Origin of the sequence: Plantibacter sp. RU18, assembly GCF_050613355.1 — a bacterium.
Lineage (GTDB): Bacteria > Actinomycetota > Actinomycetes > Actinomycetales > Microbacteriaceae > Plantibacter.
Map to the genome: position 1 here is coordinate 176,959 of NZ_CP159618.1, position 24,995 is coordinate 201,953.

Genomic DNA, 24,995 nt, shown 5'->3' on the forward strand with positions numbered 1-24,995 from the left:
GTCTTTCAGCCAGCATCGCCGCGCGCTTGGTCCCGGATGCGGAGGCGCTTCACCGTCGCGACCGCAGAGAGCAGGACGATCACGATCCCGAGCGAGGTCATCGTCCCCTGGAGAGACATGACTGGAACGAGCAGGCCCGCGATGATCGTCGGCACGCCGAAGGCGAGGTAGGAGACCGTGTAGACGACGGCCATGACCGCCGCGCGTTCCGTCTCGGACACACGCGGCATCAGGGTCTTCAGCACCCCCATGAACGCTGTTCCGAAGCCTGTCCCGACGACCGCGACGGTGAGCAGGTACAACGGGAAGGAGTGCACGGCCAGGGCGCCGAGACTCAGCGCCGTGCCGATGCCGAGCGCGGACGTGCCGTACACGCTGACGACGCGGGCGGAACGCCGGTGCAGCACCACGGACGCGATGATGCCCGACACGGCAAAGACCGGAATGGTACTGGCCTGCGCCGCATGCGTCGTCGCGCCGAACTCGTGCGCGACGACCGCGGATCCAAGTGCGAGGAACAGCCCGTTCGTCGCCCAACCGGCGATGATCGCGGGTACCGCCACGAGGAGTGCACGACGGAGATGGGCAGGAACCGCGAGTCTCGGGACGGTGCGCCCGAGCCGCGGGCGAGCCGAGTGCGACTGCTCCGGCGTCGTCCACACGAGTGCGGCGACGAGAAGGAACACGACAGCGAGAGTCCCGAACACCGCCGCGGCCGGATCGGCAGCGCGATCCAACACGACCGCTGCGGTGATCGCCCCGATGCCGAGTCCGATCATGGCCGCGATCGTGTTCCACAGCGAGGCTGCGTCCATATGCTTGGGAGGCGCCAGATCGACCACCATGGCGGACAGGGCGGGGAGCAGCACGCCCGCGGCGACCCCCTGGAGTGACCGAGCTACGAGCAGCATGGTCAGGCTTTCCGAGAGCCAGAACACCGCGAGACTCACGGCCAGGAGGACGGAACCAACCGCAATGACGGGACGCCGACCGACCGTGTCGGAGATCGATCCTGTGAGCAGGAGTGCCACGAGCATCGTGAACGCGTAGACGGCGAAGATCAGCGTGGTCGCGACCGGCAGCAACCCCAGCTGTTCGGCGAACTGCGGGTAGAACGGCGAGGGCGCGCTCGCCGCGATCATCAGCAGCGTGGTGGCCGTGATGGCGAAGGCGAAGCCGCGGCCACGGCCCGCGACGCGGATCATCGACATCCCAGTGTGCAGAACGATGAACTCCTCGGCAGCCTCGAGATACCGTCTGACGCGGTCAGGCCTGCTCCGGAGCCGCGTCTCACGGAGTGGTGTGCGGTCATGCCTCGCGGGCTGCGTCGAGGACGAAACTCGGCGACACTGTGGACGCCGTGACGACTGTGCATGACGCTTCTCCTCTCCCAATACCCATACAGGGTACCGGTAATCGGCAACGACACGCTCTGACGAGGCATTCCCCTTGCTGGGATCTCCAGTGGTGAAGTGGATCGCGAAGCGTCGTTCGACGACGGGAGATTGTTTCCTTGGGTTCGCTAGCATGCCCGCATGGCGTCTCCTCCGCAGCTTCGTCGCCGGCTCGGACTAGCCGACGCGACCTTCATCGGGTTGGGGTCCATGATCGGTGCCGGGCTCTTCTCCGCCTTCACCCCAGCGGCGCAGGCAGCGGGGGCCGGCTTACTCGTCGGGCTGGCGATCGCGGCGTTCGTCGCGTTCTGCAATGCGACGTCCTCGGCCCAGCTCGCTGCCCAGTATCCGAGTTCGGGCGGCACCTATCTCTACGGGCGCGAACGGTTGGGTGAATGGTGGGGCTTCGCCGCCGGGTGGAGCTTCGTGATCGGGAAGACCGCCAGCTGCGCCGCCATGGCGCTCACGTTCGCCGCCTATGCAGCGCCGCCCGGCTTCGAACGCCCGATCGCGGTTCTGGCGGTCCTCGCGCTCGCGGCCGTCAACTACCGTGGCGTGACGCGAACCGCATTGCTGACGCGCGTGATCGTCGTGGTCGTCCTTCTGCTCCTGGTGGTGGTCGTCGCGGTCGTCCTCGGCGGCAGTGGCGCACGCCAGTTTCCGTCCGCAACCGACTGGGTCTCCGCCGGACCCTTGGGGATACTCCAAGCGGCGGGGCTGCTGTTCTTCGCCTTCGCCGGCTACGCACGCATCGCGACGATGGGGGAGGAGGTCCGCGAGCCTGCGCGCACGATTCCTCGCGCGATCACCCTCGCCCTCGCCCTCACTGTGCTCGTCTACGGCATCGTCGCACTCGTGCTCCTGTCCTCGCTCGGTGCAGCGGGCATCGCTCAGACGCCCACACCGCTCACCGAAGCCGTCGTCACGGCGAACGCACCCTGGGCGGTGCCGCTGGTGCGGATCGGCGCAGCGGCCGCGGCGCTCGGAGCACTCCTCGGGTTGATCGCCGGGATCGGGCGCACCTCGCTCGCCATGGCGCGCGAGGGCGATCTCCCGAGGTGGCTGGCCGCCATCCACCCTCGATTCGAGGTACCGCACCGCGCGGAGGTCGTCCTCGCCCTGGTCGTGTGCGTCCTGGTGGTGACCGTGGACCTCCGGGACGCGATCGGGTTCTCCTCCTTCGGTGTACTGCTCTACTACGTCGTCGCGAACCTGGCCGCACTCACCCAGACGACAGCGCATCGGCGATACCCGCGTCTCCTGCAGATCGTGGGCGCGATCGCCTGCCTCCTCCTCGTCGTCACCCTGCCGCTGCCCAGCGTGCTCATCGGCGTCGGCGTGCTCGGCGTCGGGCTGGCGGGCCGTGCCGTCGCGCGCACACGTCGCACGTCGATCCCGTAGCGCGCGGATTCACGGATGTGCCGACACCGAACCGCGGCGGAGACCCGAGGTGCAGCGCCCGGCAGGCGCGAACCGTAGGAGTGCTGTAAGGATCTGTCGAAAAGCCGTTTGGAAGTCGTTATGACGACGTCCGAGCAGTCTGTGCGGGTGTTGGATCGTGAGCTGTGCTGCTTCGGCAGTACGGCGTTCCCCTCCGGAACGCCCGACCCGCACCCTCTGGAGTCCTCTTGCTTGACATCGCTTACGTGATCGGCATCCTCGCCGTCTTCGCGCTGGTCGGCCTCGTGGCCCGAGGGGTGGAGAAGCTGTGATCTTCTTCGACCTCCTCGCCGCGATCCTCGCCGTAGCCGCCGTCGTGTACCTCGTGTACGCCCTCGTGAAACCTGAGAGGTTCTGATGGAGACCCTCTTCGCGATCCTCCAGGTCTCGACCCTGGTCCTCGTCCTCGTGCTGCTGTACCGCCCGCTCGGCGAGTACATGGCGCGCATCTACACGTCGAAGAAGGACTTCGCCGTCGAGCGCGGCCTCTATCGCCTCATCGGGGTCGACGCCCGCTCCGAGCAGACGTGGCAGGCGTACCTCCGCGGCGTCCTCGCCTTCTCGGCCGTCGGCGTGCTGCTCGTCTATGCGCTGCAGCGGGCGCAGGCCGTCCTCCCGTTCGCCCTCGGACTGCCCGCGGTCCCCGAGGGGCTGTCGTTCAACACGGCAGCATCGTTCGTCGCGAACACGAACTGGCAGTCCTACTCGCCCGAGCTGACGATGGGCTACACCGTGCAGCTCACGGGCCTGGCCGTGCAGAACTTCGCCTCGGCGGCCGTCGGCATCGCCGTCGCGATCGCGCTCGTCCGCGGCTTCGCGCGCCGGAAGACAGGCACGATCGGGAACTTCTGGGTCGACCTCACCCGCGGCATCCTGCGTCTCCTCCTGCCCGTCGCCATCCTCGCTGCGATCGTGCTGATCGCCGGCGGTGTCGTCCAGAACCTCAACGGGTTCACCGACGTCACGACGATCACCGGCGCGGCACAGAGCATTCCGGGCGGCCCGGTGGCCTCGCAGGAGGCGATCAAGCTGCTCGGCACCAACGGCGGCGGGTTCTTCAACGCGAACTCCGCGCACCCCTTCGAGAATCCGACGGCATGGACGAGCCTTCTCCAGAACGTCCTCATGCTGATGATCCCGTTCTCCCTGCCGCGCACCTTCGGCCGGATGGTCGGCGACCGCAAGCAGGGCTACACGATCCTCGCGGTGATGGGCGTCATCTTCCTCGCGTCGTTCTCCATCCTCACGGCTCTTGAGGCCCGAGGTCTCGGTACAGCACCGATGGCGGCCGGTGGCGCCATGGAGGGGAAGGAGCAGCGATTCGGCATCTTCGCCTCGACGCTGTTCGGCTCGACCTCGACGCTCACCTCCACTGGTGCGGTCAACTCGATGCACGACTCGTACACGTCCCTCGGCGGCATGATGCCGATGATCAACATGATGCTCGGCGAGATCGCCCCTGGCGGCGTCGGCTCGGGCCTGTACGGCATGCTCGTCCTCGCCGTCATCGCCGTGTTCATCGGTGGCCTGCTCGTCGGCCGCACGCCGGAGTACCTCGGGAAGAAGATCGGGCCGCGAGAGATCAAGCTCGCGAGCCTGTACATCCTGGTCACGCCGACCCTCGTGCTCACCGGCACCGCGCTGAGCTTCGCCATCCCCGGCGTCCGCTCGGACGTGGAGACCACGTCCATCTGGAATCCGGGCCTCCACGGTCTCTCCGAGGTGCTCTACGCCTTCACCTCCGCCGCGAACAACAACGGCTCAGCGTTCGCAGGAATCACCGCGAACACGCCGTGGTTCAACACGGCCCTCGGCGTCGCGATGCTCCTGGGTCGCTTCGTCCCGATCGTGCTCGTCCTCGCTCTCGCCGGTTCACTGGCCATGCAGGACCGTGTCCCGTCGACCGCCGGTACCCTCCCCACCAACCGGCCGCAGTTCGTCGGCCTCCTCACCGGTGTCGCCGTGATCATCACGGCTCTCACCTACTTCCCCGTACTCGCGCTGGGGCCCCTGGCGGAAGGGCTCTCATGACCATGTCCACCACCCGAACGCTTCCCGCCTCCGCGGAACCCGGGCAAGAGCAGGATCACCACCACCAGCCCGCGAAGGCCGCGTTCGGCCCCGCACAGCTCCTCGCCGCAGCTCCCGGAGCCCTCCGCAAGCTCGACCCGCGACTCATGGTCCGGAACCCGGTCATGTTCATCGTCGAGGTTGGCGCGGCACTGACGACGGTGCTCGCCATTGCCGAACCGTTCCTCGGCGGGGCGCAGGAGTCCGGTGGCTCGCCCGTTCCGGCCTCCTTCACCTGGGGCATCGCGATCTGGCTGTGGCTCACGGTCGTCTTCGCGAACCTCGCGGAGTCCGTCGCCGAGGGTCGCGGCAAGGCGCAGGCCGACAGCCTCCGAAAGACCCGCACCTCGACCATGGCGAACCAGGTCACGGCCTATGACGCTTCGGCGGATCCGTCCGCGGAGCACACGGCCATCGGCCAGGTCTCGTCCGCCGACCTCACCCTCGGTGACGTCGTCGTGGTGACGGCGGGCGAGCTCATCCCGGGCGATGGCGACATCGTCTGGGGCATCGCCTCGGTCGACGAGTCGGCGATCACGGGCGAGTCGGCCCCGGTCGTCCGCGAGTCCGGTGGTGACCGCAGCGCCGTCACGGGTGGCACGCGTGTGCTGTCCGACCGCATCATCGTGCGCATCACCTCGAAGCCGGGCGAGACCTTCGTCGACCGTATGATCGGCCTCGTCGAGGGCGCCGCACGACAGAAGACTCCGAACGAGATCGCGTTGAACATCCTCCTCGCGAGCCTGTCGATCGTGTTCGTGGTCGTTGCGCTCACGCTCAACCCGATCGCCTCGTACGCCGCGGCACCCGTCAGCGTGCCCGTCCTCGTCGCCCTGCTCGTCTGCCTCATCCCGACGACGATCGGCGCGCTGCTCTCCGCGATCGGCATCGCAGGCATGGACCGGCTCGTGCAGCGCAACGTGCTCGCGATGTCGGGCCGCGCGGTCGAGGCCGCCGGCGATGTGACGACGCTGCTGCTCGACAAGACCGGCACGATCACCTACGGCAACCGCCAGGCCGCCGAGTTCCTCGCCCTGAGCGGCGTGCCGCGCGAGGAGCTCATCCGAGCCGCCGCGCTGTCGTCGTCGAGCGACCCGACCCCCGAGGGCAAGTCGATCGTCGACCTCGCCGTTATCGAGGGTGGGGTGCACCTCGGCGACGCTGTCGCGGGCGACGTCGTCCCGTTCACCGCGCAGACCCGTATGAGTGGACTGGACCTCCCCGACGGGACGCTCATCCGGAAGGGCGCCGGTTCAGCGGTGATCGCCTGGGTCGAGGGGTCCGGCCGCATCGCGAGCTCGACGCACGCCGAACTGCAGGAGCACGTCGAGGCGGTCTCCCAGAGCGGCGGGACCCCGCTCGTCGTCGCTCGGAAGTCGCCGTCCGGCGAGGCGCAGGTCCTCGGTGTCGTGCGCCTCAAGGACGTCGTGAAGGCCGGCATCGCCGAGCGCTTCGCCGAGCTGCGCGCCATGGGCATCCGCACCGTCATGATCACGGGCGACAACCCGTTGACCGCGAAGGCGATCGCCGCCGAGGCCGGGGTCGACGACTTCCTCGCGGAGGCGACCCCGGAGCAGAAGCTCGCCCTGATCCGGAAGGAGCAGGAGGGCGGCAACCTCGTCGCCATGACCGGTGACGGCACGAACGACGCTCCGGCGCTCGCCCAGGCGGACGTCGGCGTCGCGATGAACACCGGCACCTCCGCGGCGAAGGAGGCCGGCAACATGGTCGACCTCGACTCCGACCCGACGAAGCTCATCGACATCGTGCGGATCGGCAAGCAGCTGCTCATCACCCGTGGTGCGCTCACGACGTTCTCCATCGCGAACGACGTCGCCAAGTACTTCGCGATCATCCCGGCGATGTTCGCGGGTGTGTTCCCGGGCCTCGCGCTGCTGAACATCATGCAGCTGCACTCGTCGGCGTCCGCGATCCTCTCGGCGATCATCTTCAACGCCATCATCATCGTCGTCCTCATCCCGCTCGCGCTGCGCGGTGTGAAGTACCGACCGCTCAGCGCCTCGAAGGTGCTCAGTCGCAACCTGCTGGTCTACGGACTCGGCGGCGTGATCGCCCCGTTCATCGGCATCAAGCTGATCGACCTCGTCGTGACGCTGATCCCCGGCTTCTGAGCCGTCCACCACCACACGTGACACTCCATCACAGGAAAGCAGACACATCATCATGAGTGCATCCCGCAGCGGCATCGCCCAGTACTGGGTCGCCATCAGGGCCATGCTCGCCCTCACCGTCGTCCTCGGCATCGGCTACCCCCTCATCGTCACCGGAATGGGACAGGCGACCATGTCAGCGCAGGCCAACGGTTCGCCGGTGTCCGTCGACGGCGAGACCGTCGGCTCGGCTCTCATCGGGCAGTCCTTCACCGACGCCGACGGCAACCCCCTGCCCGAATGGTTCCAGTCGCGCCCCTCTGCGGCCGGTGACGGGTACGACGGCGGCGCATCGAGCGGCAGCAACCTCGGACCGGAGAACCCGGACCTCGTCGCGTCGATCGAGGAGCGTCGGGCCGCGATCGCCGCATTCGAGGGTGTCGACCCGGCGAGTATCCCGGCCGACGCGCTCACCGCGTCGGCGTCGGGCCTCGACCCGCACATCAGCCCCACCTACGCTCTGCTCCAGGTTCCGCGGGTCGCCGCGGAGCGGGGCTTGGACGAGGACCGCGTGCACGAGCTCGTCGAGTCCTTCATCCAGGGGCGTGATGCCGGCTTCCTCGGCGAGCCGACCGTCAACGTCCTCCAGTTGAACATCGCCGTGTCCGAGCTGAACGGATAACGCATGAAGCGAGGTCGGCTCCGAGTGTTCCTCGGCGCAGCACCCGGTGTCGGCAAGACCTACACCATGCTCGAGGAAGGCAGACGGCTGCTCGGGGAGGGGACCGACGTGGTGGTCGCGGTCGTGGAGACCCACGGCCGTGCCGCTACGGCGGCCATGCTCGGCGGGCTCGAAGTCATCCCCCGTCACGCTGTCGACCATCGTGGGGTGGTCCTCCAGGAGATGGATCTGGAAGCGGTCCTCGCCCGCAGACCGGAGCTCGCCCTCGTCGATGAACTCGCCCACACCAACGCACCTGCTTCTGTCCACGACAAGCGTTGGCAGGACGTCGAAACCCTCCTCGATGCCGGCATCTCCGTGCTCTCGACGGTGAACATCCAGCACATCGAATCCCTCAACGATGTCGTCGAACAGATCACCGGCGCGCCTCAGCGCGAGACCATCCCAGACGCCGTGCTTCGTGCAGCGGACCAGATCGAGGTCATCGACCTCGCGCCTCAAGCATTGCGCGACCGCCTGGCGGATGGCCGCGTCTATCCGGCTGAGCGCATCGATGCGGCTCTGTCCAACTACTTCAGGCTCGGCAACCTCACTGCGCTCCGCGAACTGGCGCTGCTCTGGCTCGCAGACGAAGTCGACTCAGCATTGCGCGACTACCGTTCCGAGCACGGCATCGACAGCAGGTGGGAGGCTCGCGAACGTGTCATCGTCACGCTGACCGGCGGTCCAGAAGGTGAGACCCTCCTCCGGCGGGGCGCGCGCATCGCGGCCCGCTCCGCGGGTGGCGAGCTCATCGCTGTGCACGTCACCACGCAGGACGGGTTGCGCACCGGTGACCCTGAGGCGCTGGCTCAGCAGCGCGCGCTGGTCGACACGCTCGGTGGCAGCTATCACCAGGTCGTCGGCGACGATGTGCCGCGCGCGCTCGTCGACTTCGCGAAGGCCGCAAACGCCACCCAACTCGTCATCGGTGTCAGCAGACGGAGCAGACTCGCCGCAGCGCTCACCGGACCCGGCATCGGCAACACCGTCATCCGTGAGTCCGGCAACATCGACGTCCACATCGTCAACCACGAGGCAGCCGGTGGACGGTTCGCCCTGCCGCAGCTGGGCGGGGCGCTGAGTGTGCGACGCAGGTTCACCGGGCTGATCATCGCGCTTCTCGCGGGCCCGCTCCTGACGTGGTTGCTCGTCCTCTTCCGGACGGACGAATCCATCGCCAGCGACGTCCTGTCCTATCAACTCCTGGTCGTGCTGGTCGCACTCATCGGCGGGTTCTGGCCGGCCGTCTTCGCCGCTGTGCTGTCGGGGCTCACCCTCGACTTCTTCTTCATCGAGCCCTTCTACACGGTCACCGTGAGCGAGCCGCTGCACCTGCTGGCGCTCGTACTCTATGTCGCGAACGCGGTCCTCGTGAGCGCCGTCGTGGATCTCGCCGCGCGACGTTCCCGCACCGCCCGTCGAGCGGCCGCCGAATCCGAGCTCCTCGCCACAGTCGCCGGGAGCGTTCTCAGAGGCGAAGGAGCACTCCAAGCGCTCGTCAGTCGGACCAGAGAGGCATTCACCCTCGCCGGCGTCCGTCTCCTCCAGGGGGATCGTGTGCTCGCCATGGACGGCGAGCCGACAGCCGACTCCCAGTTCATCGGCATTCCCGTCGGTGAACAGGCGATGCTCGAACTGCATGGTCGGACCCTCGCCGCCTCTGAACGACGCCTACTCACCGTGATCGCAAGCCAGCTCGCAGCCACGATCGAGCACGACTCCCTCAGCGAGACAGCGCGCGAAGTCGGACCGCTTGCCGCGACGGACCGGGTCCGCAGCGCCCTGCTCTCGGCCGTCAGTCACGACCTACGCCGGCCCCTCGCCGCGGCGACCGCTGCGGTCAGTGGGCTCCGGTCGACCGAGGTGACCTGGAGCGACGCAGACCGGGACGAGCTCTTGGAGACGGCGGACGAGAGCCTGCAGACGCTCGCCGCCCTCGTCACGAATCTGCTGGACGTCACCCGCCTCCAAGCCGGCGTGCTCGCGGTGACGCTGTCGGATGTGGACGTGGACGACGTCATCCTCCCGGCGCTCGACGAGTTGGACATCGGGCCGGCAGACGTGGAACTGGATCTGGTGGCGGACCTTCCGACGGCCGTTGCGGACGCGGGTCTGCTGCAACGCGTGATCGTGAACCTGTTGGCGAACGCGCAACGGTTCTCCCCGCACGGGCGCCGCGTCCGTATCTCGACGAGCGCATTCGCCGGCACCATCGAAGTGCGTGTCGCCGACCACGGGCCAGGGATCGCCGCGGATCGCCGTGACGATGTCTTCGTTCCGTTCCAACGCCTCGGAGACACCGACAACCTCACCGGGCTCGGGCTCGGCTTGGCCCTGTCCAAGGGCTTCATCGAAAGCATGGGCGGAACCCTCGTGCCGGAGGACACTCCGGGCGGCGGGTTGACGATGGTGATATCGCTTCCCGCCCACTCCGACTCCGCCGCCGATACCAGCCGACGCGAGGAGCGCCCCGTATGAAGATCCTCATCGCCGACGACGACCCGCAGATCCTTCGAGCACTGCGCATCACGCTTTCGGCTCGCGGCTACCAGATCATCACCGCGCACAATGGCACAGGTGCGGTCAACGCGGCCACAGGTCTTGCAAGGAACGGCTCGCCGAGAACGCGCGGGAGGCCGAGGCTAGGCTTGGATGATGAGTTCTGACACCGACGTCATCCGCGCCCTCGTATCCGGGCACCCCACGGGCCTCGTGATGGACTTCGACGGTGTGCTCTCCCGCATCACCGACGACCCTGCACGCAGCGAGCTGCTGCCCGGTACCGAGAGGATCCTGGAGAGTCTGGCCGGCAAGCTCTCCACGGTCGCCTTGCTCTCCGGTCGCCCGGTGGCCTTCCTCGCCGAACGAGCCGCCATTCCCGGTGTCGACCTCTACGGCTCATACGGTCTCGAACGCCTCACCGCTGGCGGCATCGACGTCTTGCCCGAAGCCTCGCAATGGAAGTCAGCTGTCCGTGCTGCGACCGAGGAACTCCGCCGAGAACTCGACGGCGTCGACGGTATCCACATCGAGGACAAGTCCCTCGCCGTCGCGATCCATTGGCGACGCTCGCTCGACCACACGGCTGCAGAGCAGTTGGTCGGGCCGATCGTCGAGCGCATGATCAGTGTTCATGGGCTCCGGCGGGAACCCGGGAAGTGTGTCGAGGAGTTGCGGATGCCGTTGGATGAGGACAAGGGCACAGCGCTGCACCGGATCATCCGCTCTGACGGCTTGCGCACCGTTGCATACGCCGGTGACGACCGCGGTGACCTCCCTGCCTTCACAGCGGCGCTGACCGCCTCGGGCTATGCGCTCGTCGTCGACGCTCCCGACGCTGCTGAGGAGGTCAGCCGGGTGCCGGGGGCCCATTTCGCGAGTCCCGAGGAGTTCCAGAACTGGCTCCAGCGACTCGATGACGCTCTGACCTGGAACTCGTCGCGCCGTCCGGCGGGAATGCACGAGGAGCACCAGCTCCCTGTCTGAACCGACCTCTTCGAACGAGCGAGGCGTTCCGCTGCACGCTGCGTTCCGACAGGATGACAGCATGCGATTACAGACGATGACCACCGGATCGGGACCACGGCATGTCGGGCTGGTCCATGGTCTCGGCGCTTCGGCAGCGACGTGGGGGCCGTTCGTCGAACGGCTTGCCGCCACGGGTCGGTTCACCGTGACGACCGTCGATCTGCGCGGGCACGGCATGAGTCCTCGAGCCGAGTCGTATCGAATCGACGACATGGCGGCCGACCTGGTCGACTCGCTGCCGTCGGGGCTGCACAGCATCGTCGGCCACTCACTCGGAGGCGCGGTGCTGTATCGCGCAGTCGCCCGGCTCGCGCCTGAGCGGGCGGTGTATCTCGACCCCGGGTTCGCGCTGGCGTTGCCGATCAGTGGCCTCGCCGGACGACTGTTCTGGATGGCGCCGCTCGTGTCGCTCGGATTCGCCCAGCTCGGCCAGGCCAGGGCAAGCGCCGCGGCCCGCGCCGCGTACAGTCCGGAGACCCGCGCGCTCCTCGACGACGCGAAGAAGCACTTCGATGCTCGGATGGCCGTCGGCGTGTTCCGTGATGTCGCCTTCCACCCGGTACCGGCCGAGGCGCCGGCAGTCCCGTCGACGATCGTGCTCTCCGATCAGTCGGCGGCGGTGCTGCCCGATGCCCTGGCCGACCGCCTCGAGCAGCAGGGTTGGCAGGTGCGCCGAATTCCGGGCATTCGCCACGACATGCAGCTTGAAGACCCTGACCGCACCTTCGCCGCGGTCGAAGACCTGCTGTAATCCTGGCAGCTGCACCTGTTCCGGAAGGACCTCTCATGAGACCGCTCGTTCTGTCCGGCGGCCCCGCGGTCGGCAAGAGCACCTGCGGCCGTCGACTGGCCACGCACCGGACCCGCGCAGCCTTTGTCGATGTCGACGACATCCGACAGCTCATCGTGTCGGGTGACGCAACGCTCTGGAGTGGTCCTGAGGGTGAGTCCCAGCACGTTCTCGCGGCCTCCAATGCCGCAGCGATCGGCCGCAACGTGCTCCGAGCCGGGTTCGATGTGACGATGGCGGACGTCGTCACTGCGGAGGCCCTGGCGGTGTATCGCGCGGAACTGCCGGACTGCTTCATCGTTCACCTGGCGGTCTCGTTCGACGAGGCCCTGCGACGAGCCCGCACGCGGGTCGTGTACATCACCGACGAAGAGTTCGAGCTCGTGCACAAGCTCATGACGGTTCCTCCTGACGTTGACCTCGTGCTCGACGTCACCGGAATGACGCTCGACGAACAGACAGACAGCATCCGAGCTGCCTGGGAGCTCTCGTCTGTGATTGCTCAGTAGCCACGCGCTCAAGTGGGGGCATGCATGGGTGCTGACGTCCACGGTGTCGAACCGGCGTTCGCAGGACCGGTATCGGAAGGGGAGCGGCCGGGCCGCGACGTCTGGTCGCGGTCCGGCCGTTCATGAGTGGTGGTGTGGCTACTCGTTCGACTGCTGCACGGCGTGTTTGGCCTGGTTGGCGTCGTCCTTCACGTCGTCGACCGCGCCGGTGGCGTCGGTTCTGACCTGCTCAGCGGCGTCGGCCGCCTGGTCTCGGACGGCGGCGAATGCGTCAGCTGCTGGCTCCTTGAGGTGTTCTGCGGCTTCCTTCGCTGCATCGGTGACGTCGTCGACGAGCGGCTGGGCTGCGTCTTTGATCGAGGAGGCGAGCTCCTTCTCCTTCGTGCTCGATGGAAGGAGCGCCGAGACCAGCAGCCCGGCGCCGAAGGCGATGAGTCCGACGGCGATCGGGGCGCCTTCTGCCTTGGCGACGGCGCGTTTCGGCGCCGAACTCAGAGCGTCGCCGGTCGATCCGAGCGCGTCCGATGCGGTGTCCGAGATGTCGGAGGCGACGCCGAACACGCGGTCCTTCACGGAACCGAGCGCGTTCTTCGCCTTCTGCTTCTCCCGGTCCACGATCTTCGACGGCGTGACCTTGTCTGCGAGCGCGTCGACGTCACTGCCGAGGGCGCTGCGGGTGCGTTCGATGTCTGCCCGGATCTGATCCGGGTCCGAGTAGTCGCTCATCGGTTTTCCTCATTCTTCTTCAGGGTGTCTGGAATCTGTTTGACGGTCTCGACGGTCTGCGGGATGCCCTTGACCTGCTTCATGGACGACTTCCCGACGGCGAACAGGATCGCGGCGATGATCGCCCAAAGCCCGGCGACGATGACTCCGGACCAGCCGTTGCCGACCAAGGTCCCCAGAGCCCACCACAGGGCGATCGACAGGAAGAACACGGCCATGAGGGCCGCATATCCTGCGCCGCCCATGAGGCCGGCACCCTTCCCCGCCTTCTTCGCGGAGTCACGGATCTCCGCTTTCGCGAGTTCCACCTCCTGCCGCATGAGGGTGGAGATATCGCGCGAGACCTCGCCGAGGAGGTCGCCGAGCGAGGTGCTCGCGGCCTGCTGTTCGGAGGGAGTCGGCTGATCGGTCACGGCCGACCTGATTCATCGAGGCGGTCGCCGATCGGCTGCACGGGCATCCCACCGATCACGGGAGGAGGTGTCACCGGCTCGCTGCCAGCGATGACCGGGGGCGGTGTCACCGGTGATGTGGACGGCGCAACGTACTGAGCGCTCGGGGCGCTTTTCGTGACCGGCACTTTGTGAGAGGACGACGACGTTGCTTCGTCCTTCGCATCAGCGGCAAGGTTCTTCGCAAGGCGCCCCGCGACGACCCCGGCGAGCGCTGCCAGACCGATGAACGTTCCCGGGCTACGGCGGGCGAAGTCCTTCACCTCGCTGAGCAGAGAGCCAGGGTCGCGGGCATCGAGCCACGACGCCACAGAATCAGCGCGAGACGCTGCCTGCGAGACGAGGTCGGCGGCGACCCCCGGCTGCTCGCTCGACCGGGCCATGCCGCCGAGCTCGTCGCCGAGCGAACGCAGGCCCGCGGCGACGCGCTGCTGTTGCGCGCCGGCCTGATCGATGAGTTCAGTGCGCGATTCGTGCAGGAGGTCCTTCGCCTGCCGCTTCGCTTCACCGGCGACGTCGGTCGCGGCGGACTTGGCCGACTGCGCGACCTCGCTTGCCGAGGCCTTGGCGCTGTCGGCGAGCTGCCCGGCCTGCTCCTTCGCAGTGTCGACAGTTCCACTTCGCCCGGAATCGGGCGGATACGTATACGAGTCGGTCATGGGTGGCCCTCTCCTCTGGACGCCGCGGAATCGGTCGATGATCGCGGCTTGGGCCTACAGCGTGCGCTCTTGGCGCCTCTGCCTCGAAAGTCTTGCCTGATCCGTCGCGACAGGCGTATGCTCACTCGCCAGGGGCGCGTCCGACGACACGTCAGCTGTTCACCACACCCGTCGTCGAGGGCTCATCCGAGCACGGCGGAGCTGCACCCGGCTCGACCGGAACGGTGGGGGGAGCCCGCGCTGGACAGCGAAGATCGGTTCAACCCCCAGGTCAATCTCAGAGCGTGCTCGTGTCAGCCTCCATCAGGACGCCGGACTGCCCGAGCGATCGAACTCTCGCGCCACCTCAGCCACCGGAGTCATGACGGCGGCTACGCCAGCCGCCGCGAGTTCGGCATCTGAGACGAAGGCGTTCGAGGCGGTGCCAGGGTTGGGACGGGAGCCGATGTTGCCGCGCGGGCCGTCGAGCGATCCGTGTTGGGTCTCCTGTGACAGGCTGATCGGATGCCGCACATCGTCCGCACTGCCTCGAGCACCGATCTCGACTACCTCCTCGCCCACGATCGCCATGTGACGGCTGCCGCCCTGCGCCGCTGCGTCGAGGAAGGGCGGGTGCTCCTACTCGAAGAGCGAGGCGAGATTTCGGGTTGGTTGCGCTGGTCGCTGTTCTGGGATGAGATCCCGTTCCTCAACATGATCTTCCTGTCGGAATCGTGCCGCGGCGCCGGGTTGGGAACCCAGCTGCTCGACGTGTGGGAAGCAGACATGCTCAAGCTGGGGCACGCGCGGGTACTGACGTCCACGGTGTCGAACGAGCGGTCGCAGAACCTGTACCGGCGTCGTGGGTACGCAGACAGTGGCGTCCTGCTGCTTCCCGGTGAAATCGCGGAACTGTTGCTCGTGAAAGAACTCTCGGCCGTATCCTGATTCGAGCTGCTGGCACGGTGACGGAACTGTCGCACGCTGCCCGCCGCGTGCTCCCTGCGGCGGCCATCACAAGCTGGAGAGAGCCGTAGCCAGTCCGTCTTCGAGGATCGTTCCGGTGATCTCGCTTGCGACGTTGAGCAGTGATTCGGGGGAGTGGCCCATCGCCACCCCTCGGCCGTACTCTCCGGCCCACTGGATGAGTTCGATGTCGTTGTAGCCGTCACCGATCGCGATCACGTGGGCTCGGCTGAAGCCGAGTGCGACTCGGACCTCCTCAGCTGCGGAAGCCTTCGTCACACCTGCGGCCGCGATATCGAGCCAGGCCGTCCAGCCGAGCGAGAAGGTGGTGCCCGGCAGTCGGAGGCGCTCGACGGTCTTCCGGAAAGCGAGGACATCGGCACCGGGGGCGAGGATCACCGCACGGACCGCCTTGCCGGTGGCCAACTCATCGAACCCCACGATGGTCTGCTCCTCGATCGGCTCGGTCGTGGCAGGAGGGAACGGGTGCGTGAATCGATAGGTTCCGTCCTCCCTCTCGACGGCGAACAGCGCGGTGGGCAGTTCTCGCCGGATCGTATTCAGCACGGTCGGCACTTCGAAGGACGTGGCTCGCAGTCGTCGGTAGCCGGTCGCGTCGTTGCGGTCACGGCGGAGCACCATCCCGCCATTCGAGCAGACGACGTACTCCGGCCAGACCTCGATCTCGTCGAGCACCGTGAGGGTGGTAACGGCTGACCGCCCCGTCGCGACGAGGAGGTGGTGGCCGGCTTGACCGACTCTGCGCAGCGCCGTCTTCACCGCGTCGCTCGCCTGACCAGCCTCGTCGATCGTCGTGCCGTCCAGGTCGATGGCGATGAGCCATTCGTCGCCCCTTCGCGACTGCGGCGAAGTGTTCGTGTGTGCTCCAGCGGGTCGGATTGTAGCCATCGTGATCAGGATCTTTCCGTCGGTGTGCTGCTCGAAGGCGCTGCGGCGTCGCTCGATCGAATGGGCGCGTCCACGGGGATGAGAAGGCCGAGCCCCGTGCAGGTGAGCATCGGCCCTCCGCAGATGTCAGTCCGTGATGAGGATCGTGCCCGATGGTGCATCGAGCAGTTCGACGGTGCGCTGGGCGGCCCGGTCGATCTGCACGCGTGGCTCGGATGGCAGGGCGTCCGGGTTGTAGGTCTCGGGTCCATAGAACTGTCCATAGCTCAGGACGACACCGCCCTCGGCGAGCACCGACGTCTCCAGCTGCTTCACGGCGCGGGCACCGGGGCCGTCTGCCAGTTCCCATGCCACGGTCTGGGCGAGGATCTTCGGGTGTCCTGCGGCCCGGGCGGCGTCGATGATGTTCTGGTTGCCTTCGGTCCGGATGCGGGCGTTGAGGCCGCCGTACGCGGCGATCTGGTTGACGTCGTCGGGCAGGTCGGTGAGCTCGTTGAGGATGATGTCGGGCGCGAATCTGGTGACGGCCGCGATCAGTTCCTCGCGATCGAAGACATCGACGACGACCGGCTCGGCGCCGAGCTCGGCGATTCTGTCCGCTTTCGTGGCAGATCGGGTCATGCCGGCGACCGTGTGGCCAGCGTCGATGAGCAGAGGGATGATGCGCTGACCGATGACGCCAGATGCGCCGGCGAGGAAGATCTTGGACATGTTGTTGCCTTTCGGTTGGGTGATTCGATGGTCGTGACGGCGCCGGGCCTCACGCTCGGCGCGAGATCCGCGCCTGGGCGATGAGGCCGCCGATCAGCACGGGCCGACGCCCGATGTGGTCGGACAGTGATCCGAAGATGAGCACGGAGACGAGGAACCCCGCGGCGTACACCGCGAATGCGACGTTGAGCAGTTCCGGCGCGAAGGCGAATCGATCCTTGTAGGCCACCAGGAGAGGGGTCAGCGCGCCGGCCCCCAGATAGAGACTCATGAACGCGATGGCAGTGCCGGCCAATGCCAGGCGGGGCGGGATGACCGTGCGTTGACGTCCTGCATATGGCGTTGCGCGGTGTAGTGACACGTCCGGCTCCTTCAAGCACCTGGATGAATACGGGACAGCGGCCCGTACTCAAGACACTAGAAAGAAAGAGGCCTCATAGTGAGGTCCATTTGTGACCCATACTTCCGGACCACTTTCACCGACGGATCAGAGGGGTGCGGGCGGGACCTCCCCCGCTCAAGGCAGGACGCTGGCGAGTGACTCCAGAGCAGTGGGCCAGGCGCTGTCCGAGACCGCTGAGAAGTTCACGACCAGGCCATCGCTCCAGGGTGCTGGGCGGGGAGCCAGGGGGTGACGGAACTCGGAGAGTCCGCTCACGAAGAATCCCTGTCGTGTCGCAGCCTGGAGAATCCGCTCCTCGGTGCCGCTCGGCAGGACCAGGGCCACCTGCAGCCCGGCGGACATGCCGAGAACCCGCACGTCCGGAGCGCGGACTGCGAGCGTCGTCACGAGCTGATCCCGACGTGTTCGGTAGCTCTGCCGCCGACTGCGCACATGGCGATCGAACTTCCCCGATGTCACGAACTCGGTGAACGTGAGCTGATCGAGAACGCTCACCGTGTCGACTCGACCTTTCGCGACACCGACGGCGGACATGAGACGCTCTGGAACCACGGCCCAAGCGAGTCTGAGGGCGGGCGCAACCGACTTGCTCGCCGTACCGAAATAGACGACATGGTCAGGATCCAGGCCCTGCAGCGCGCCGATGGGCTTCCGGTCGTAACGGAACTCGCCGTCGTAGTCATCTTCGAGGACGACCCCACCGGTGGCCCGCGCCCAGTCCAGCAGGGCGTTGCGTCGATCCGCCGATAGTGCATGGCCCGTGGGGAACTGGTGTGCTGGGGTGAGCATCGCCGCGCTTCCGGGGACCAGATCCGCGAGGTCGTCGAGTCGAGCCCCGCGCTCGTCCACCTCCAGGGCGTGAGTCTCCATCCCGGCGTCCTGGAGCACATGTCGATACAGCCCGAGCCCGTATGCCTCCACCGCGACCGTGCCGACACCCTCCGCTCTCAGTGCGCGCGCCAGAACGCCCAGACCGTGGTGATAACCAGACGTGATGGCGATCCGCCTGGGGTCGGCGTCCACACCACGAACCCGGGAGAGGTAGTCCGCCAGCGCACGGCGCAATTCCATCCTCCCGAGGGGATCGCCGTACCCGAACGCGCTGTGGGGGGCAGCGGCCAGTGCCTTGCGCGCTGCAGCGAGCCATGATGCTCGCGGAAAATCGGGGTACTCGGCTGCGCCCGGCTGCAGGCCGAGCGTGTGCTGATGTGGCTGGATGTCTTGTTCGGGAGCCCCGCGGGGCACTGCACGTTGTGCGACATGCGTGCCGGAGCCATGACGAGCGACGAGCCAACCCTCTTCGACGAGCGTGGTGTAGTACTCGGTCACGGTGCTCCGCGCGACTCCGAGGTCCGAGGCCAGGGCTCGGGATGCGGGCAACCGGGTTCCTGAGGCGAGTCGACCAGATCGCACAGCTGCCCGCAGTGCTTCGGTGAGCCCGACCCGCAACCCGATGCCGTCGAGTTCGAGATGCAGATCGAGCCCGATCCCGGATGAAGGCGTCACCGAAGTGGTCTGCTTGCGTGCCATGGAATTGCACCATACTCGCGAACCTCTCGATCCACGTCGAGTTGTGACCACCTCCGCCACTGAGCGGATGAGCGATGGCGCGGAGCAGGTGCGTGTGACATGTGAGGTACTCCCGCACCGCTGCACGCCGTGTGCAAGGGTGGACGCATGCCCTCTCCGCAAACGTTGAGCGAGATCGAGCGTCGGCGAGTGGCCGAGTGGGCAGCTGACTGTGCCGAACGGGTCTTGCCGCTGTTCGAGGCTGAGGCCCCGGCAGACGATCGGCCACGCGATGCCATCACCCGCGCGCGAGCATTCGCCGGCGAGGAGCTGGATGCCGCGGGTGAGATCCGTCGTCGATTCGTGGCGAACCGAGCCGCACACGCAGTGAGTGCGCCTGCAGCCAAAGCCGCCGCTTGGGCAGCCGGGCAGGCCGCGGGGGTTGCGCACATGGGCGCACACGCTCTCGGCGCCGCGGCATATGCGGCAAAGGCTGCTGAGCTGGCCGCGCCCGGAGGCGGAGGCGCGGCCGAACTCTCCTGGCAGCTCGAACACATGAGTGACCCCGTCAGATCGGCGCTCCAACGGTTACCGCTCCTCGGCAAAGACGGTTCGGGCCCTCTGGGTTCCGGGCTTCTCGCGTCAGGAGCCCTCGGCGCGCACATCCGCTCGCTTCAGGCGGCCCTGAACCACGCCCGATAGCACTGCCCGCTCATACGCGTGATGCGTACGTTGGAGGTTAGATGTTGAAGTAAATCGGCGGAGTGGACTTTTGCAGTTCGAGCGTTCCTCCGCCGATCGAAACTGAGAACGCGCCCCAACCCACTGAGACGGAGAGGATGGACCCACCTTCGATTGCCTTGTAGTTGAAGGCCGCAGCGGCTCGAATGACGCCCGGTCCGCAGTTTGACTGATCGAGGAAGATTCCTACCCCGGCATATGCTGCCTGAGGTATGAAGTTCGTGGTGTGGTCCGCGATGTTCCAGACTGGAGCTTTTTGCGCGACGTTTGCGCTTCGAAGGGAGCCGAGGCCCGTGACGTTGCCGTAGATGTCCTGCGTGTTGGTGCTTGGGTAGAGAAGTTCTACGCAGGCGGGCAGTTGGAACTCGAGGTTGGCGAGGTCCGTGGGATTCGTTTGTCCCGCGAACCATCGGGCGAAGGTCGCGCCTCCTCCGATCGCTGTGCCGTGGGGAGTGACGACTTTGCTCATTGCTACCGTGAACGTGTCTGGATTGAGAGAATCACGGGCACCGATGTTGGCGTCGAGCGCGCGGCGTCGTGCGTCGAGCTTCGATTGGGCGTCCGCCCCCGAGGTGAACTCGGTCTCGCCTTCGAAGAGCACCTCGAAATCTGCACCGAACAGCCGCTGAGACAGCGCATCCGCACCGATCAGGTCGTAGGGATGCGCCGTGGTGAAGGACATCAGCTCTTGGATCGCGGCTGATCCATCTGGCGGTGACGCGCTAGCCGGAGATGCGATGGTCGCTGTGAGCGCGAGCGCAGCAGCACTGCCGATCGCTGTGCGGAGGATGCTGTGGAGCTGGCGTCTGGTCGTCGGTCTTCTCTTGTGTCTGGGACAGCATCGAAATCAGTCCCCCGGTGACCAGCGCGGCTCCTGCGAAATACAAGGCGAGGGGGCCTGGGAAGGCCGTTAGTAGCGCCAGTAACAGCGTGCCGATACCGAGCGCGAACGTTCCTGGGCGCATACTTCCTCCTCTTCATTCTTGGGCGTCACCTCGACCACAAGAGTACTCATGTTTCTCATCTCACATCCCGCAGGGTTTTAAGTCTTGTCCTCATATGAGTGGACTGTGCTCACCGACGAAACGAGCATGGAGCTCCAACGGCTACCGCCCCTCGGCGAGGACGCCTCGGGCCCGCTGGGCTCCGGACTGCTTGCGTCAGGAGCCCTCGGCGCGCACATCCGCTCGATCCAGGCGGCCCTGAACCCCGCTCGATAGGGCACCCGGCGCGGGACGCGTGAGCGAGGTCGCCGCCTGACAGACTCTCCGCATGGATCGCGATGAGACGTCGTCAGCACTGGTCGTCCTCGAGACCGAGCGCCTGCTGCTGACGACGTGGCGGCCCGGCGACGCCGTGATGCACCGCCAGCTCTGGGCGGAGCGCGATCCACGCGTTCCGGCGCACCGGCGCCTCACGCAGGACGGTCATCCCACCGTCGCTGAGTTGGAGGTGTGGTCACGAAGCCACGAGCACGCGCCGGACCCCGGCCTGCTCGTCGTGCGGCTCAAGGCCGCTGGAACCGATCTCGGATACTGCGGACTCGTCGAGAACAGCGTCGGTCGGCCGGCGGAGCCCGAGCTCGCGTTCGAGTTCCTGCGAGCGTTCTGGAATCGCGGATATGCGACCGAGGCTGCGGGAGCGGTCATCGACCTGGCGCGATCCCTTGGCCACCAGCACCTCGCGTCGACCGTCCGAGCGTGGAACACGGCATCGCTGCATGTCCTCGAGAAACTCGGTTTCTTCAACACCGGCGAGCGCGAAGCCGACGAGGTGCACGGCGATTCGCTGCTGCTGAGGAAGTCCCTCTGACGGTTGCGCCATCCGCCTCGACGATCGCAGACGTCGTCACTCGGCAGTCCGGCTCACAGCCCCCGGGACACTGCCGCAGCGGCGGCGAGCCAGGCGCGCTGCGTGTTGGAGCGCAGGGCGTCATGGCGGATGACACCGTTCTTGAGCGCCGGGTCGAAGGGGACGACGACGACATCGCGAACGTAGGGGCGGAAGTCCTCGGCGTAGGCATTCGCGATCGCCGTGTCCTTCGCCTCCGACTCCGAGACGATCACGACGGCGTTGCGCGCGAGCTCCGCGCCACGCTCGCTCACCCGGCTGACGGCGGTGAGCGTGAGCCTGGCGCCCTCCTTCTTGTCCTCGACCGTGGTCGTCGGTATCACGAGCTGATCGGTCAGCTCCACCATGCGCCGCCAGTTCGGGGCGCCCGCCGAATTGCCGGAGTCCATCACGATCAGCCGGTAGTACTTCGCGAGCACCCGATGCACGAGGTCCACCTCGTCAGCGGTGACCACGTGTTCACCGTCCGCCGCAGACCGTAGCACCTCGTACTTGTCACCCGGTTGGTGATGGACGAACCGGGACAGGTCGGCACGCTCGGCGCCGGGGGACAGGAGGTCACCCGCGGCCGCGAGGAGATCGAGGACGGTCGAATCGTGACCGCCCTGCTCCGTGCGCCAACCGAGCGTGCCCATGGTCTCGTTGTTGTCCCATGCGGCCACTCCGCCACCGCCGTACCGGGCGAACACCGAGGAGAGGTTGACCACCGTCGGCGTCTTGTTCGCCCCGCCCTTCTGGTTCGCCACCGAGATCGTGCGTCGCCGCGGGAAATGGCGTGAGACCGCGTGCACGTCGTCCCGTTCGGCACGCTCTGCAGCCGACGGCGCGACGGAGAAGCCGAGCTTGTTCAACAGACCTGCCACGCCGTGCTGGGCTGGACCGACCGTCGGCGGGGCCAGGAACGACGGAGCGTCGCGCAGGTCACGCCGAGCTGTGGACGTCGGTTGCCCGGGCGGTGGGCCGGCAGGCTGCTGCTGCGCCTGCTGAGGCCCCTGCTGCGGCGCCTGCTGCTGCCCCTGCTGCTGGGGCATCGGCTGTGGAGGGATCTGCTGCTGCGCGCGAGGCTGCTGGGGCGCCTGCTGCTGGACGGCCGGCTGGTGCGCGCTCGGCTGGTGGGTGCCGGGCTGCTGCGCGAGAGGCTGGAAGGCTTGGCCGTCGAACGCTGGGGGCTGTTCGCTGGCGCGCGGCACCTGGGCCGGAGTGGGCGGCTGTGTCGACGTCGGTGCAGGCATCGGCGCTGCAATCGGGGGCGAGGGGATGGGAGCCGACGCCGGGACGGGCGTCGGGGCAGGAGGCGGGGCCTGGATCGGCGTCACGCGTCGAGGTGCGGCTGAGGACGGATCGGCGGCGTTCGTGGGCGCTGGTAGCTGTCCCGTCGTCTGTCGCTCTTCTTCCAGGGCACCGTCGACGCCGACCAGCAGGACGGTGACACTCGTGGGGTCGGTGATGGTGACCCGGATCGGGCGACCCGACTTCTGAGCCTCGGCGTGCATCAGATCCACCAACTGTCGGCGCGCGGCGCCCTCGTCGGTCGCGGAGATGTGCTGCTCGGCCGTCCCGACCCGGAACACCCCGGAATTGTCCGCCAGCAGCGCTGCCGTCATCGGCGGGAAGTCCCGAATGGAGGTCTTGTCGATCATGCTCTAGCTCCTTCGCGCGGGTGCGAACCCGTCACCACTATGCCTTAGTCCATCGCATGTCGTATTTCTCAGGAGCACCCTTGACGCGATCGAGAACGCTTTCCGTCGCCACGGACGCGCCAGCGGACGCCCGGAGATGCTGTGGGAACAGGGGCGATGGTCCGTCGACTGCACGGGGAGGGGTCAGAGTCTCGGCCCGCGGCAGCGCTGATCGGCGTCCCGCGGGCGGGTGGTTCCTACGTCCGCGGGAGGATCGTGGCCGCGATGACCGAGTTCGCGATGACGGCACCCATGGTGCGGGTCACTGCGTCAGAGGCTGCTGCCGCTCCCCAGTCGCCTCGCTCGAGTTCCTTGCCGCGCGTGTAGACGTCGCCACTCCACGGGATCTCGCTGTGGAACTGCGGAAGCGTGCCACTCGCCGAGAGCAGCGCGATGCTCGCGGCGACCCGCGGTTCGGGTGTCTCGCCGTCGATCAACGCAGCGCGCACGCTCGTCATCAGTTCCGCTCGGCGGCCACTTCCGAGCGTCAGCTTCTCCGTGGGGAAGATGCCGAGGAGTCTGCCGTGTTCTCGGTGCACGTCGCCGCGTTCGACGAGGCGATCCAGCACCGGCCCGCGCAAGGACGGACCGACGGCGGCGAGGACCGTCTGCACGTTGCGTGGCTTCTCCGCCACGTAGGAGAGCGCGGAGGCGAGGATGTCGTCGGTCGCTGACGGATCTCCCACGGCGTGCACCCGTGTGCTCAAGGCGCCATGTCGCTGCACCTCGACCCGGCCGGTGAGCGCGAGGTCGCCGAGGACCGCGCCACCGAGGACATAGAAGAGGATGTTCTCGCCGGCGATGGTTCCGGAATCGGGCTGGAAGAGCAGCAGCAGCACGTCCTCGACGAGGAGTGGGCCGTCGGCCACGTGTGCCGGGCTCCCGTCAGTGGTGGACGAGTCGAGGTCGTCATTCATGCTGAGCTCCCGCCGGGTCTGCGTCCGCGTCCGCGTCTGGTGCTGGGTCGGTCCGTGCGGCGAGCTGCTCCGTTGCGATGACGCTCGCGCGCCCGAGGACATCCAGTTGCGCCTCGTTGTAGAGCTCCACGACGGTCGCGAGGAACACCTCCTGGGTGATCACCGGTCCCTTCGACATGCGTCCGCTCGGATCGGTGAGCCAGGGGTAGTCCGCGAGGTGCCGCGCGAGCTGCGGGGCGAGTGTCTCCGCGAGTTCCTGACGCTCCGCGTCACTCGCGTCTGCCGACAACGCTTCGAACTCCGCGCTCCCGTCATCCGGGTCGGAGTCCACCATCGTCTTCAGGTCGGTCATGGCGGATTCGTCGTAGAGCTTCGCGTACACGAGCATGAGGGACCGCTCGGGGGTGGACAATCGCCCGGCGACATCCTCGAAGCCTGCCGGCACGTCCGTCGCCGTCGTCCCAGCCAGGATCGCCTTGATCTCGGCACGAGCACGCTGCAGTCGTTCGATACTCACCGCCAGGTCGGCGTCGATCGCCAGGAGGGCCGCCCCCGGTGTCTCGCCGCCCATGCCAACCGACTCGACCTGCCCGAGCGGGACGCCCAGGTCACGGAGCCGGAGGATCTGCAGGAGCCGGACGAGATGCCTCGCACCGTACTGCTTGTATCCGTTGGACATGCGTTCGGGCAGCTCGAGCAGACCGGCGCGGTGGTAGTGGCGGATGGTGTTCACCGTCGTTCCAGCGAGCTCCGCGATCTCTCGTGTGCTCCAGGCCATGACGGACTCCAATCGTGGTGCTGCCTCCGGACGGTCCAGCGGCAATGGTCGTGACCATTCAAGACCCTGTTCTCGGAACACAGTCAAGCGCGATCTCGGCTGCCGAGGGAAAGCCGAGAAACGCTTGACCCGGTTGTGGGCACACGGTC

At 67.2% G+C, this 24,995-nt stretch carries 26 protein-coding genes; 14 read left to right on the forward strand and 12 right to left on the reverse strand.

From position 1 onward, the window contains the following. Window positions 1-5: 5 nt before the first annotated feature. A complete protein-coding gene (locus ABMA10_RS00810) occupies window positions 6-1,205 on the reverse strand; it encodes an MFS transporter (RefSeq protein WP_431031100.1) in 1,200 nt (399 codons plus the stop codon). A gap of 330 nt (window positions 1,206-1,535) precedes the next feature. Between ABMA10_RS00810 and ABMA10_RS00815 the strand changes: the two genes are divergently transcribed. The 10 genes from ABMA10_RS00815 (at window position 1,536) to ABMA10_RS00860 (ending at window position 12,566) form a co-directional block, all read left to right on the forward strand. After that, a complete protein-coding gene (locus ABMA10_RS00815) occupies window positions 1,536-2,795 on the forward strand; it encodes an APC family permease (RefSeq protein WP_431031101.1) in 1,260 nt (419 codons plus the stop codon). A 307-nt stretch (window positions 2,796-3,102) separates the two neighbouring features. Next, window positions 3,103-3,192, forward strand: a complete 90-nt coding sequence (gene kdpF / locus ABMA10_RS00820) for a K(+)-transporting ATPase subunit F (RefSeq protein ID WP_431031102.1) — start codon at window positions 3,103-3,105, stop codon at window positions 3,190-3,192. After that, window positions 3,192-4,865, forward strand: coding sequence for a potassium-transporting ATPase subunit KdpA (gene kdpA / locus ABMA10_RS00825; RefSeq protein WP_347867859.1), 1,674 nt, complete (start codon window positions 3,192-3,194; stop codon window positions 4,863-4,865). The genes kdpF and kdpA overlap by 1 nt, the downstream gene beginning before the upstream one ends. Next, window positions 4,862-7,036, forward strand: coding sequence for a potassium-transporting ATPase subunit KdpB (gene kdpB, locus ABMA10_RS00830; protein WP_431031103.1), 2,175 nt, complete (start codon window positions 4,862-4,864; stop codon window positions 7,034-7,036). The genes kdpA and kdpB overlap by 4 nt, the downstream gene beginning before the upstream one ends. A gap of 52 nt (window positions 7,037-7,088) precedes the next feature. Beyond that, a complete protein-coding gene (gene kdpC, locus ABMA10_RS00835; RefSeq protein ID WP_347867857.1) occupies window positions 7,089-7,697 on the forward strand; it encodes a potassium-transporting ATPase subunit KdpC in 609 nt (202 codons plus the stop codon). 3 nt (window positions 7,698-7,700) lie between these two features. Next, on the forward strand, window positions 7,701-10,217 hold the full coding sequence (locus ABMA10_RS00840) for a DUF4118 domain-containing protein (protein ID WP_347867856.1): 2,517 nt from the start codon (window positions 7,701-7,703) through the stop codon (window positions 10,215-10,217). Continuing rightward, window positions 10,214-10,405 carry a hypothetical protein gene (locus ABMA10_RS00845; protein ID WP_414693648.1) on the forward strand — a complete coding sequence of 64 codons (192 nt, stop codon included), beginning with the start codon at window positions 10,214-10,216 and terminating at the stop codon, window positions 10,403-10,405. The genes ABMA10_RS00840 and ABMA10_RS00845 overlap by 4 nt, the downstream gene beginning before the upstream one ends. Next, window positions 10,395-11,225, forward strand: coding sequence for a trehalose-phosphatase (gene otsB / locus ABMA10_RS00850; protein ID WP_347867855.1), 831 nt, complete (start codon window positions 10,395-10,397; stop codon window positions 11,223-11,225). The genes ABMA10_RS00845 and otsB overlap by 11 nt, the downstream gene beginning before the upstream one ends. Before the next feature lie 61 nt (window positions 11,226-11,286). Further along, window positions 11,287-12,018: an alpha/beta fold hydrolase gene (locus tag ABMA10_RS00855; protein ID WP_347867854.1), complete on the forward strand. Its 732-nt coding sequence runs from the start codon at window positions 11,287-11,289 to the stop codon at window positions 12,016-12,018. Between the two features lie 35 nt (window positions 12,019-12,053). Continuing rightward, window positions 12,054-12,566, forward strand: coding sequence for a hypothetical protein (locus ABMA10_RS00860; protein WP_347867853.1), 513 nt, complete (start codon window positions 12,054-12,056; stop codon window positions 12,564-12,566). Window positions 12,567-12,704: 138 nt separating this feature from the next. Here the strand turns inward: ABMA10_RS00860 and ABMA10_RS00865 are convergent, their stop codons facing one another. Genes ABMA10_RS00865 through ABMA10_RS00875 form a run of 3 tightly spaced genes read right to left on the reverse strand, consistent with a single transcriptional unit; the run spans window position 12,705 to window position 14,403 of the window. After that, window positions 12,705-13,292, reverse strand: a complete 588-nt coding sequence (locus tag ABMA10_RS00865; RefSeq protein ID WP_347867852.1) for a DUF3618 domain-containing protein — start codon at window positions 13,290-13,292, stop codon at window positions 12,705-12,707. Then, window positions 13,289-13,705, reverse strand: a complete 417-nt coding sequence (locus ABMA10_RS00870) for a phage holin family protein (RefSeq protein ID WP_347867851.1) — start codon at window positions 13,703-13,705, stop codon at window positions 13,289-13,291. The genes ABMA10_RS00865 and ABMA10_RS00870 overlap by 4 nt, the downstream gene beginning before the upstream one ends. After that, window positions 13,702-14,403, reverse strand: coding sequence for a hypothetical protein (locus tag ABMA10_RS00875; RefSeq protein WP_347867850.1), 702 nt, complete (start codon window positions 14,401-14,403; stop codon window positions 13,702-13,704). The genes ABMA10_RS00870 and ABMA10_RS00875 overlap by 4 nt, the downstream gene beginning before the upstream one ends. 504 nt (window positions 14,404-14,907) lie before the next feature. Between ABMA10_RS00875 and ABMA10_RS00880 the strand changes: the two genes are divergently transcribed. Beyond that, window positions 14,908-15,330, forward strand: coding sequence for a GNAT family N-acetyltransferase (locus tag ABMA10_RS00880; protein ID WP_347867849.1), 423 nt, complete (start codon window positions 14,908-14,910; stop codon window positions 15,328-15,330). A gap of 66 nt (window positions 15,331-15,396) precedes the next feature. Here the strand turns inward: ABMA10_RS00880 and ABMA10_RS00885 are convergent, their stop codons facing one another. The 4 genes from ABMA10_RS00885 to ABMA10_RS00900 form a co-directional block, all read right to left on the reverse strand. Continuing rightward, window positions 15,397-16,257: an HAD family hydrolase gene (locus ABMA10_RS00885; protein ID WP_347867848.1), complete on the reverse strand. Its 861-nt coding sequence runs from the start codon at window positions 16,255-16,257 to the stop codon at window positions 15,397-15,399. A 126-nt stretch (window positions 16,258-16,383) separates the two neighbouring features. Further along, window positions 16,384-16,968 carry an SDR family oxidoreductase gene (locus tag ABMA10_RS00890; protein ID WP_347867847.1) on the reverse strand — a complete coding sequence of 195 codons (585 nt, stop codon included), beginning with the start codon at window positions 16,966-16,968 and terminating at the stop codon, window positions 16,384-16,386. A 49-nt stretch (window positions 16,969-17,017) separates the two neighbouring features. Further along, on the reverse strand, window positions 17,018-17,239 hold the full coding sequence (locus tag ABMA10_RS00895) for an MFS transporter (RefSeq protein WP_431031104.1): 222 nt from the start codon (window positions 17,237-17,239) through the stop codon (window positions 17,018-17,020). 246 nt (window positions 17,240-17,485) lie between these two features. Further along, window positions 17,486-18,901: a PLP-dependent aminotransferase family protein gene (locus tag ABMA10_RS00900; protein ID WP_431031105.1), complete on the reverse strand. Its 1,416-nt coding sequence runs from the start codon at window positions 18,899-18,901 to the stop codon at window positions 17,486-17,488. Between the two features lie 147 nt (window positions 18,902-19,048). On the opposite strand from ABMA10_RS00900, the gene ABMA10_RS00905 reads away from it, so the two are divergent. After that, window positions 19,049-19,582: a putative immunity protein gene (locus tag ABMA10_RS00905; protein ID WP_347867844.1), complete on the forward strand. Its 534-nt coding sequence runs from the start codon at window positions 19,049-19,051 to the stop codon at window positions 19,580-19,582. Between the two features lie 37 nt (window positions 19,583-19,619). Here ABMA10_RS00905 and ABMA10_RS00910 read toward each other — a convergent pair whose 3' ends face one another. Beyond that, window positions 19,620-20,303, reverse strand: a complete 684-nt coding sequence (locus ABMA10_RS00910; protein ID WP_431031106.1) for a hypothetical protein — start codon at window positions 20,301-20,303, stop codon at window positions 19,620-19,622. A gap of 388 nt (window positions 20,304-20,691) precedes the next feature. On the opposite strand from ABMA10_RS00910, the gene ABMA10_RS00915 reads away from it, so the two are divergent. Together ABMA10_RS00915 and ABMA10_RS00920 are read left to right on the forward strand one after the other, a co-directional pair. Then, on the forward strand, window positions 20,692-20,841 hold the full coding sequence (locus ABMA10_RS00915; protein WP_347867842.1) for a hypothetical protein: 150 nt from the start codon (window positions 20,692-20,694) through the stop codon (window positions 20,839-20,841). 52 nt (window positions 20,842-20,893) lie between these two features. Further along, a complete protein-coding gene (locus tag ABMA10_RS00920) occupies window positions 20,894-21,433 on the forward strand; it encodes a GNAT family N-acetyltransferase (protein WP_347867841.1) in 540 nt (179 codons plus the stop codon). Window positions 21,434-21,486: 53 nt separating this feature from the next. Here ABMA10_RS00920 and ABMA10_RS00925 read toward each other — a convergent pair whose 3' ends face one another. From ABMA10_RS00925 to ABMA10_RS00935, 3 genes are all read right to left on the reverse strand, one after another. Further along, window positions 21,487-23,112, reverse strand: coding sequence for a MinD/ParA family ATP-binding protein (locus ABMA10_RS00925; protein ID WP_347867840.1), 1,626 nt, complete (start codon window positions 23,110-23,112; stop codon window positions 21,487-21,489). Window positions 23,113-23,348: 236 nt separating this feature from the next. Further along, the gene (locus ABMA10_RS00930; protein ID WP_347867839.1) at window positions 23,349-24,068 is read right to left on the reverse strand and encodes a GOLPH3/VPS74 family protein; all 720 of its coding nucleotides are present in this window, start codon (window positions 24,066-24,068) and stop codon (window positions 23,349-23,351) included. After that, on the reverse strand, window positions 24,061-24,846 hold the full coding sequence (locus ABMA10_RS00935; RefSeq protein ID WP_347867838.1) for a MerR family transcriptional regulator: 786 nt from the start codon (window positions 24,844-24,846) through the stop codon (window positions 24,061-24,063). Before ABMA10_RS00935 ends, ABMA10_RS00930 begins: the two co-directional genes overlap by 8 nt. Between the last annotated feature and the right edge of the window lie 149 nt (window positions 24,847-24,995).

What these genes read in the sequence shown, in the direction of transcription:
- ABMA10_RS00810 (WP_431031100.1), bottom strand. Translation starts at nt 1,205, where the DNA reads ATGATCCGCGTCGCGGGCCGTGGCCGCGGCTTCGCCTTCGCCATCACG.
- ABMA10_RS00815 (WP_431031101.1), top strand. Translation starts at nt 1,536, where the DNA reads ATGGCGTCTCCTCCGCAGCTTCGTCGCCGGCTCGGACTAGCCGACGCG.
- kdpA (WP_347867859.1), top strand. Translation starts at nt 3,192, where the DNA reads ATGGAGACCCTCTTCGCGATCCTCCAGGTCTCGACCCTGGTCCTCGTC.
- kdpB (WP_431031103.1), top strand. Translation starts at nt 4,862, where the DNA reads ATGACCATGTCCACCACCCGAACGCTTCCCGCCTCCGCGGAACCCGGG.
- kdpC (WP_347867857.1), top strand. Translation starts at nt 7,089, where the DNA reads ATGAGTGCATCCCGCAGCGGCATCGCCCAGTACTGGGTCGCCATCAGG.
- ABMA10_RS00840 (WP_347867856.1), top strand. Translation starts at nt 7,701, where the DNA reads ATGAAGCGAGGTCGGCTCCGAGTGTTCCTCGGCGCAGCACCCGGTGTC.
- ABMA10_RS00845 (WP_414693648.1), top strand. Translation starts at nt 10,214, where the DNA reads ATGAAGATCCTCATCGCCGACGACGACCCGCAGATCCTTCGAGCACTG.
- otsB (WP_347867855.1), top strand. Translation starts at nt 10,395, where the DNA reads ATGAGTTCTGACACCGACGTCATCCGCGCCCTCGTATCCGGGCACCCC.
- ABMA10_RS00855 (WP_347867854.1), top strand. Translation starts at nt 11,287, where the DNA reads ATGCGATTACAGACGATGACCACCGGATCGGGACCACGGCATGTCGGG.
- ABMA10_RS00860 (WP_347867853.1), top strand. Translation starts at nt 12,054, where the DNA reads ATGAGACCGCTCGTTCTGTCCGGCGGCCCCGCGGTCGGCAAGAGCACC.
- ABMA10_RS00865 (WP_347867852.1), bottom strand. Translation starts at nt 13,292, where the DNA reads ATGAGCGACTACTCGGACCCGGATCAGATCCGGGCAGACATCGAACGC.
- ABMA10_RS00875 (WP_347867850.1), bottom strand. Translation starts at nt 14,403, where the DNA reads ATGACCGACTCGTATACGTATCCGCCCGATTCCGGGCGAAGTGGAACT.
- ABMA10_RS00880 (WP_347867849.1), top strand. Translation starts at nt 14,908, where the DNA reads ATGCCGCACATCGTCCGCACTGCCTCGAGCACCGATCTCGACTACCTC.
- ABMA10_RS00885 (WP_347867848.1), bottom strand. Translation starts at nt 16,257, where the DNA reads ATGGCTACAATCCGACCCGCTGGAGCACACACGAACACTTCGCCGCAG.
- ABMA10_RS00890 (WP_347867847.1), bottom strand. Translation starts at nt 16,968, where the DNA reads ATGTCCAAGATCTTCCTCGCCGGCGCATCTGGCGTCATCGGTCAGCGC.
- ABMA10_RS00895 (WP_431031104.1), bottom strand. Translation starts at nt 17,239, where the DNA reads ATGAGTCTCTATCTGGGGGCCGGCGCGCTGACCCCTCTCCTGGTGGCC.
- ABMA10_RS00900 (WP_431031105.1), bottom strand. Translation starts at nt 18,901, where the DNA reads ATGGCACGCAAGCAGACCACTTCGGTGACGCCTTCATCCGGGATCGGG.
- ABMA10_RS00905 (WP_347867844.1), top strand. Translation starts at nt 19,049, where the DNA reads ATGCCCTCTCCGCAAACGTTGAGCGAGATCGAGCGTCGGCGAGTGGCC.
- ABMA10_RS00910 (WP_431031106.1), bottom strand. Translation starts at nt 20,303, where the DNA reads ATGTCCTTCACCACGGCGCATCCCTACGACCTGATCGGTGCGGATGCG.
- ABMA10_RS00920 (WP_347867841.1), top strand. Translation starts at nt 20,894, where the DNA reads ATGGATCGCGATGAGACGTCGTCAGCACTGGTCGTCCTCGAGACCGAG.
- ABMA10_RS00925 (WP_347867840.1), bottom strand. Translation starts at nt 23,112, where the DNA reads ATGATCGACAAGACCTCCATTCGGGACTTCCCGCCGATGACGGCAGCG.
- ABMA10_RS00930 (WP_347867839.1), bottom strand. Translation starts at nt 24,068, where the DNA reads ATGAATGACGACCTCGACTCGTCCACCACTGACGGGAGCCCGGCACAC.
- ABMA10_RS00935 (WP_347867838.1), bottom strand. Translation starts at nt 24,846, where the DNA reads ATGGCCTGGAGCACACGAGAGATCGCGGAGCTCGCTGGAACGACGGTG.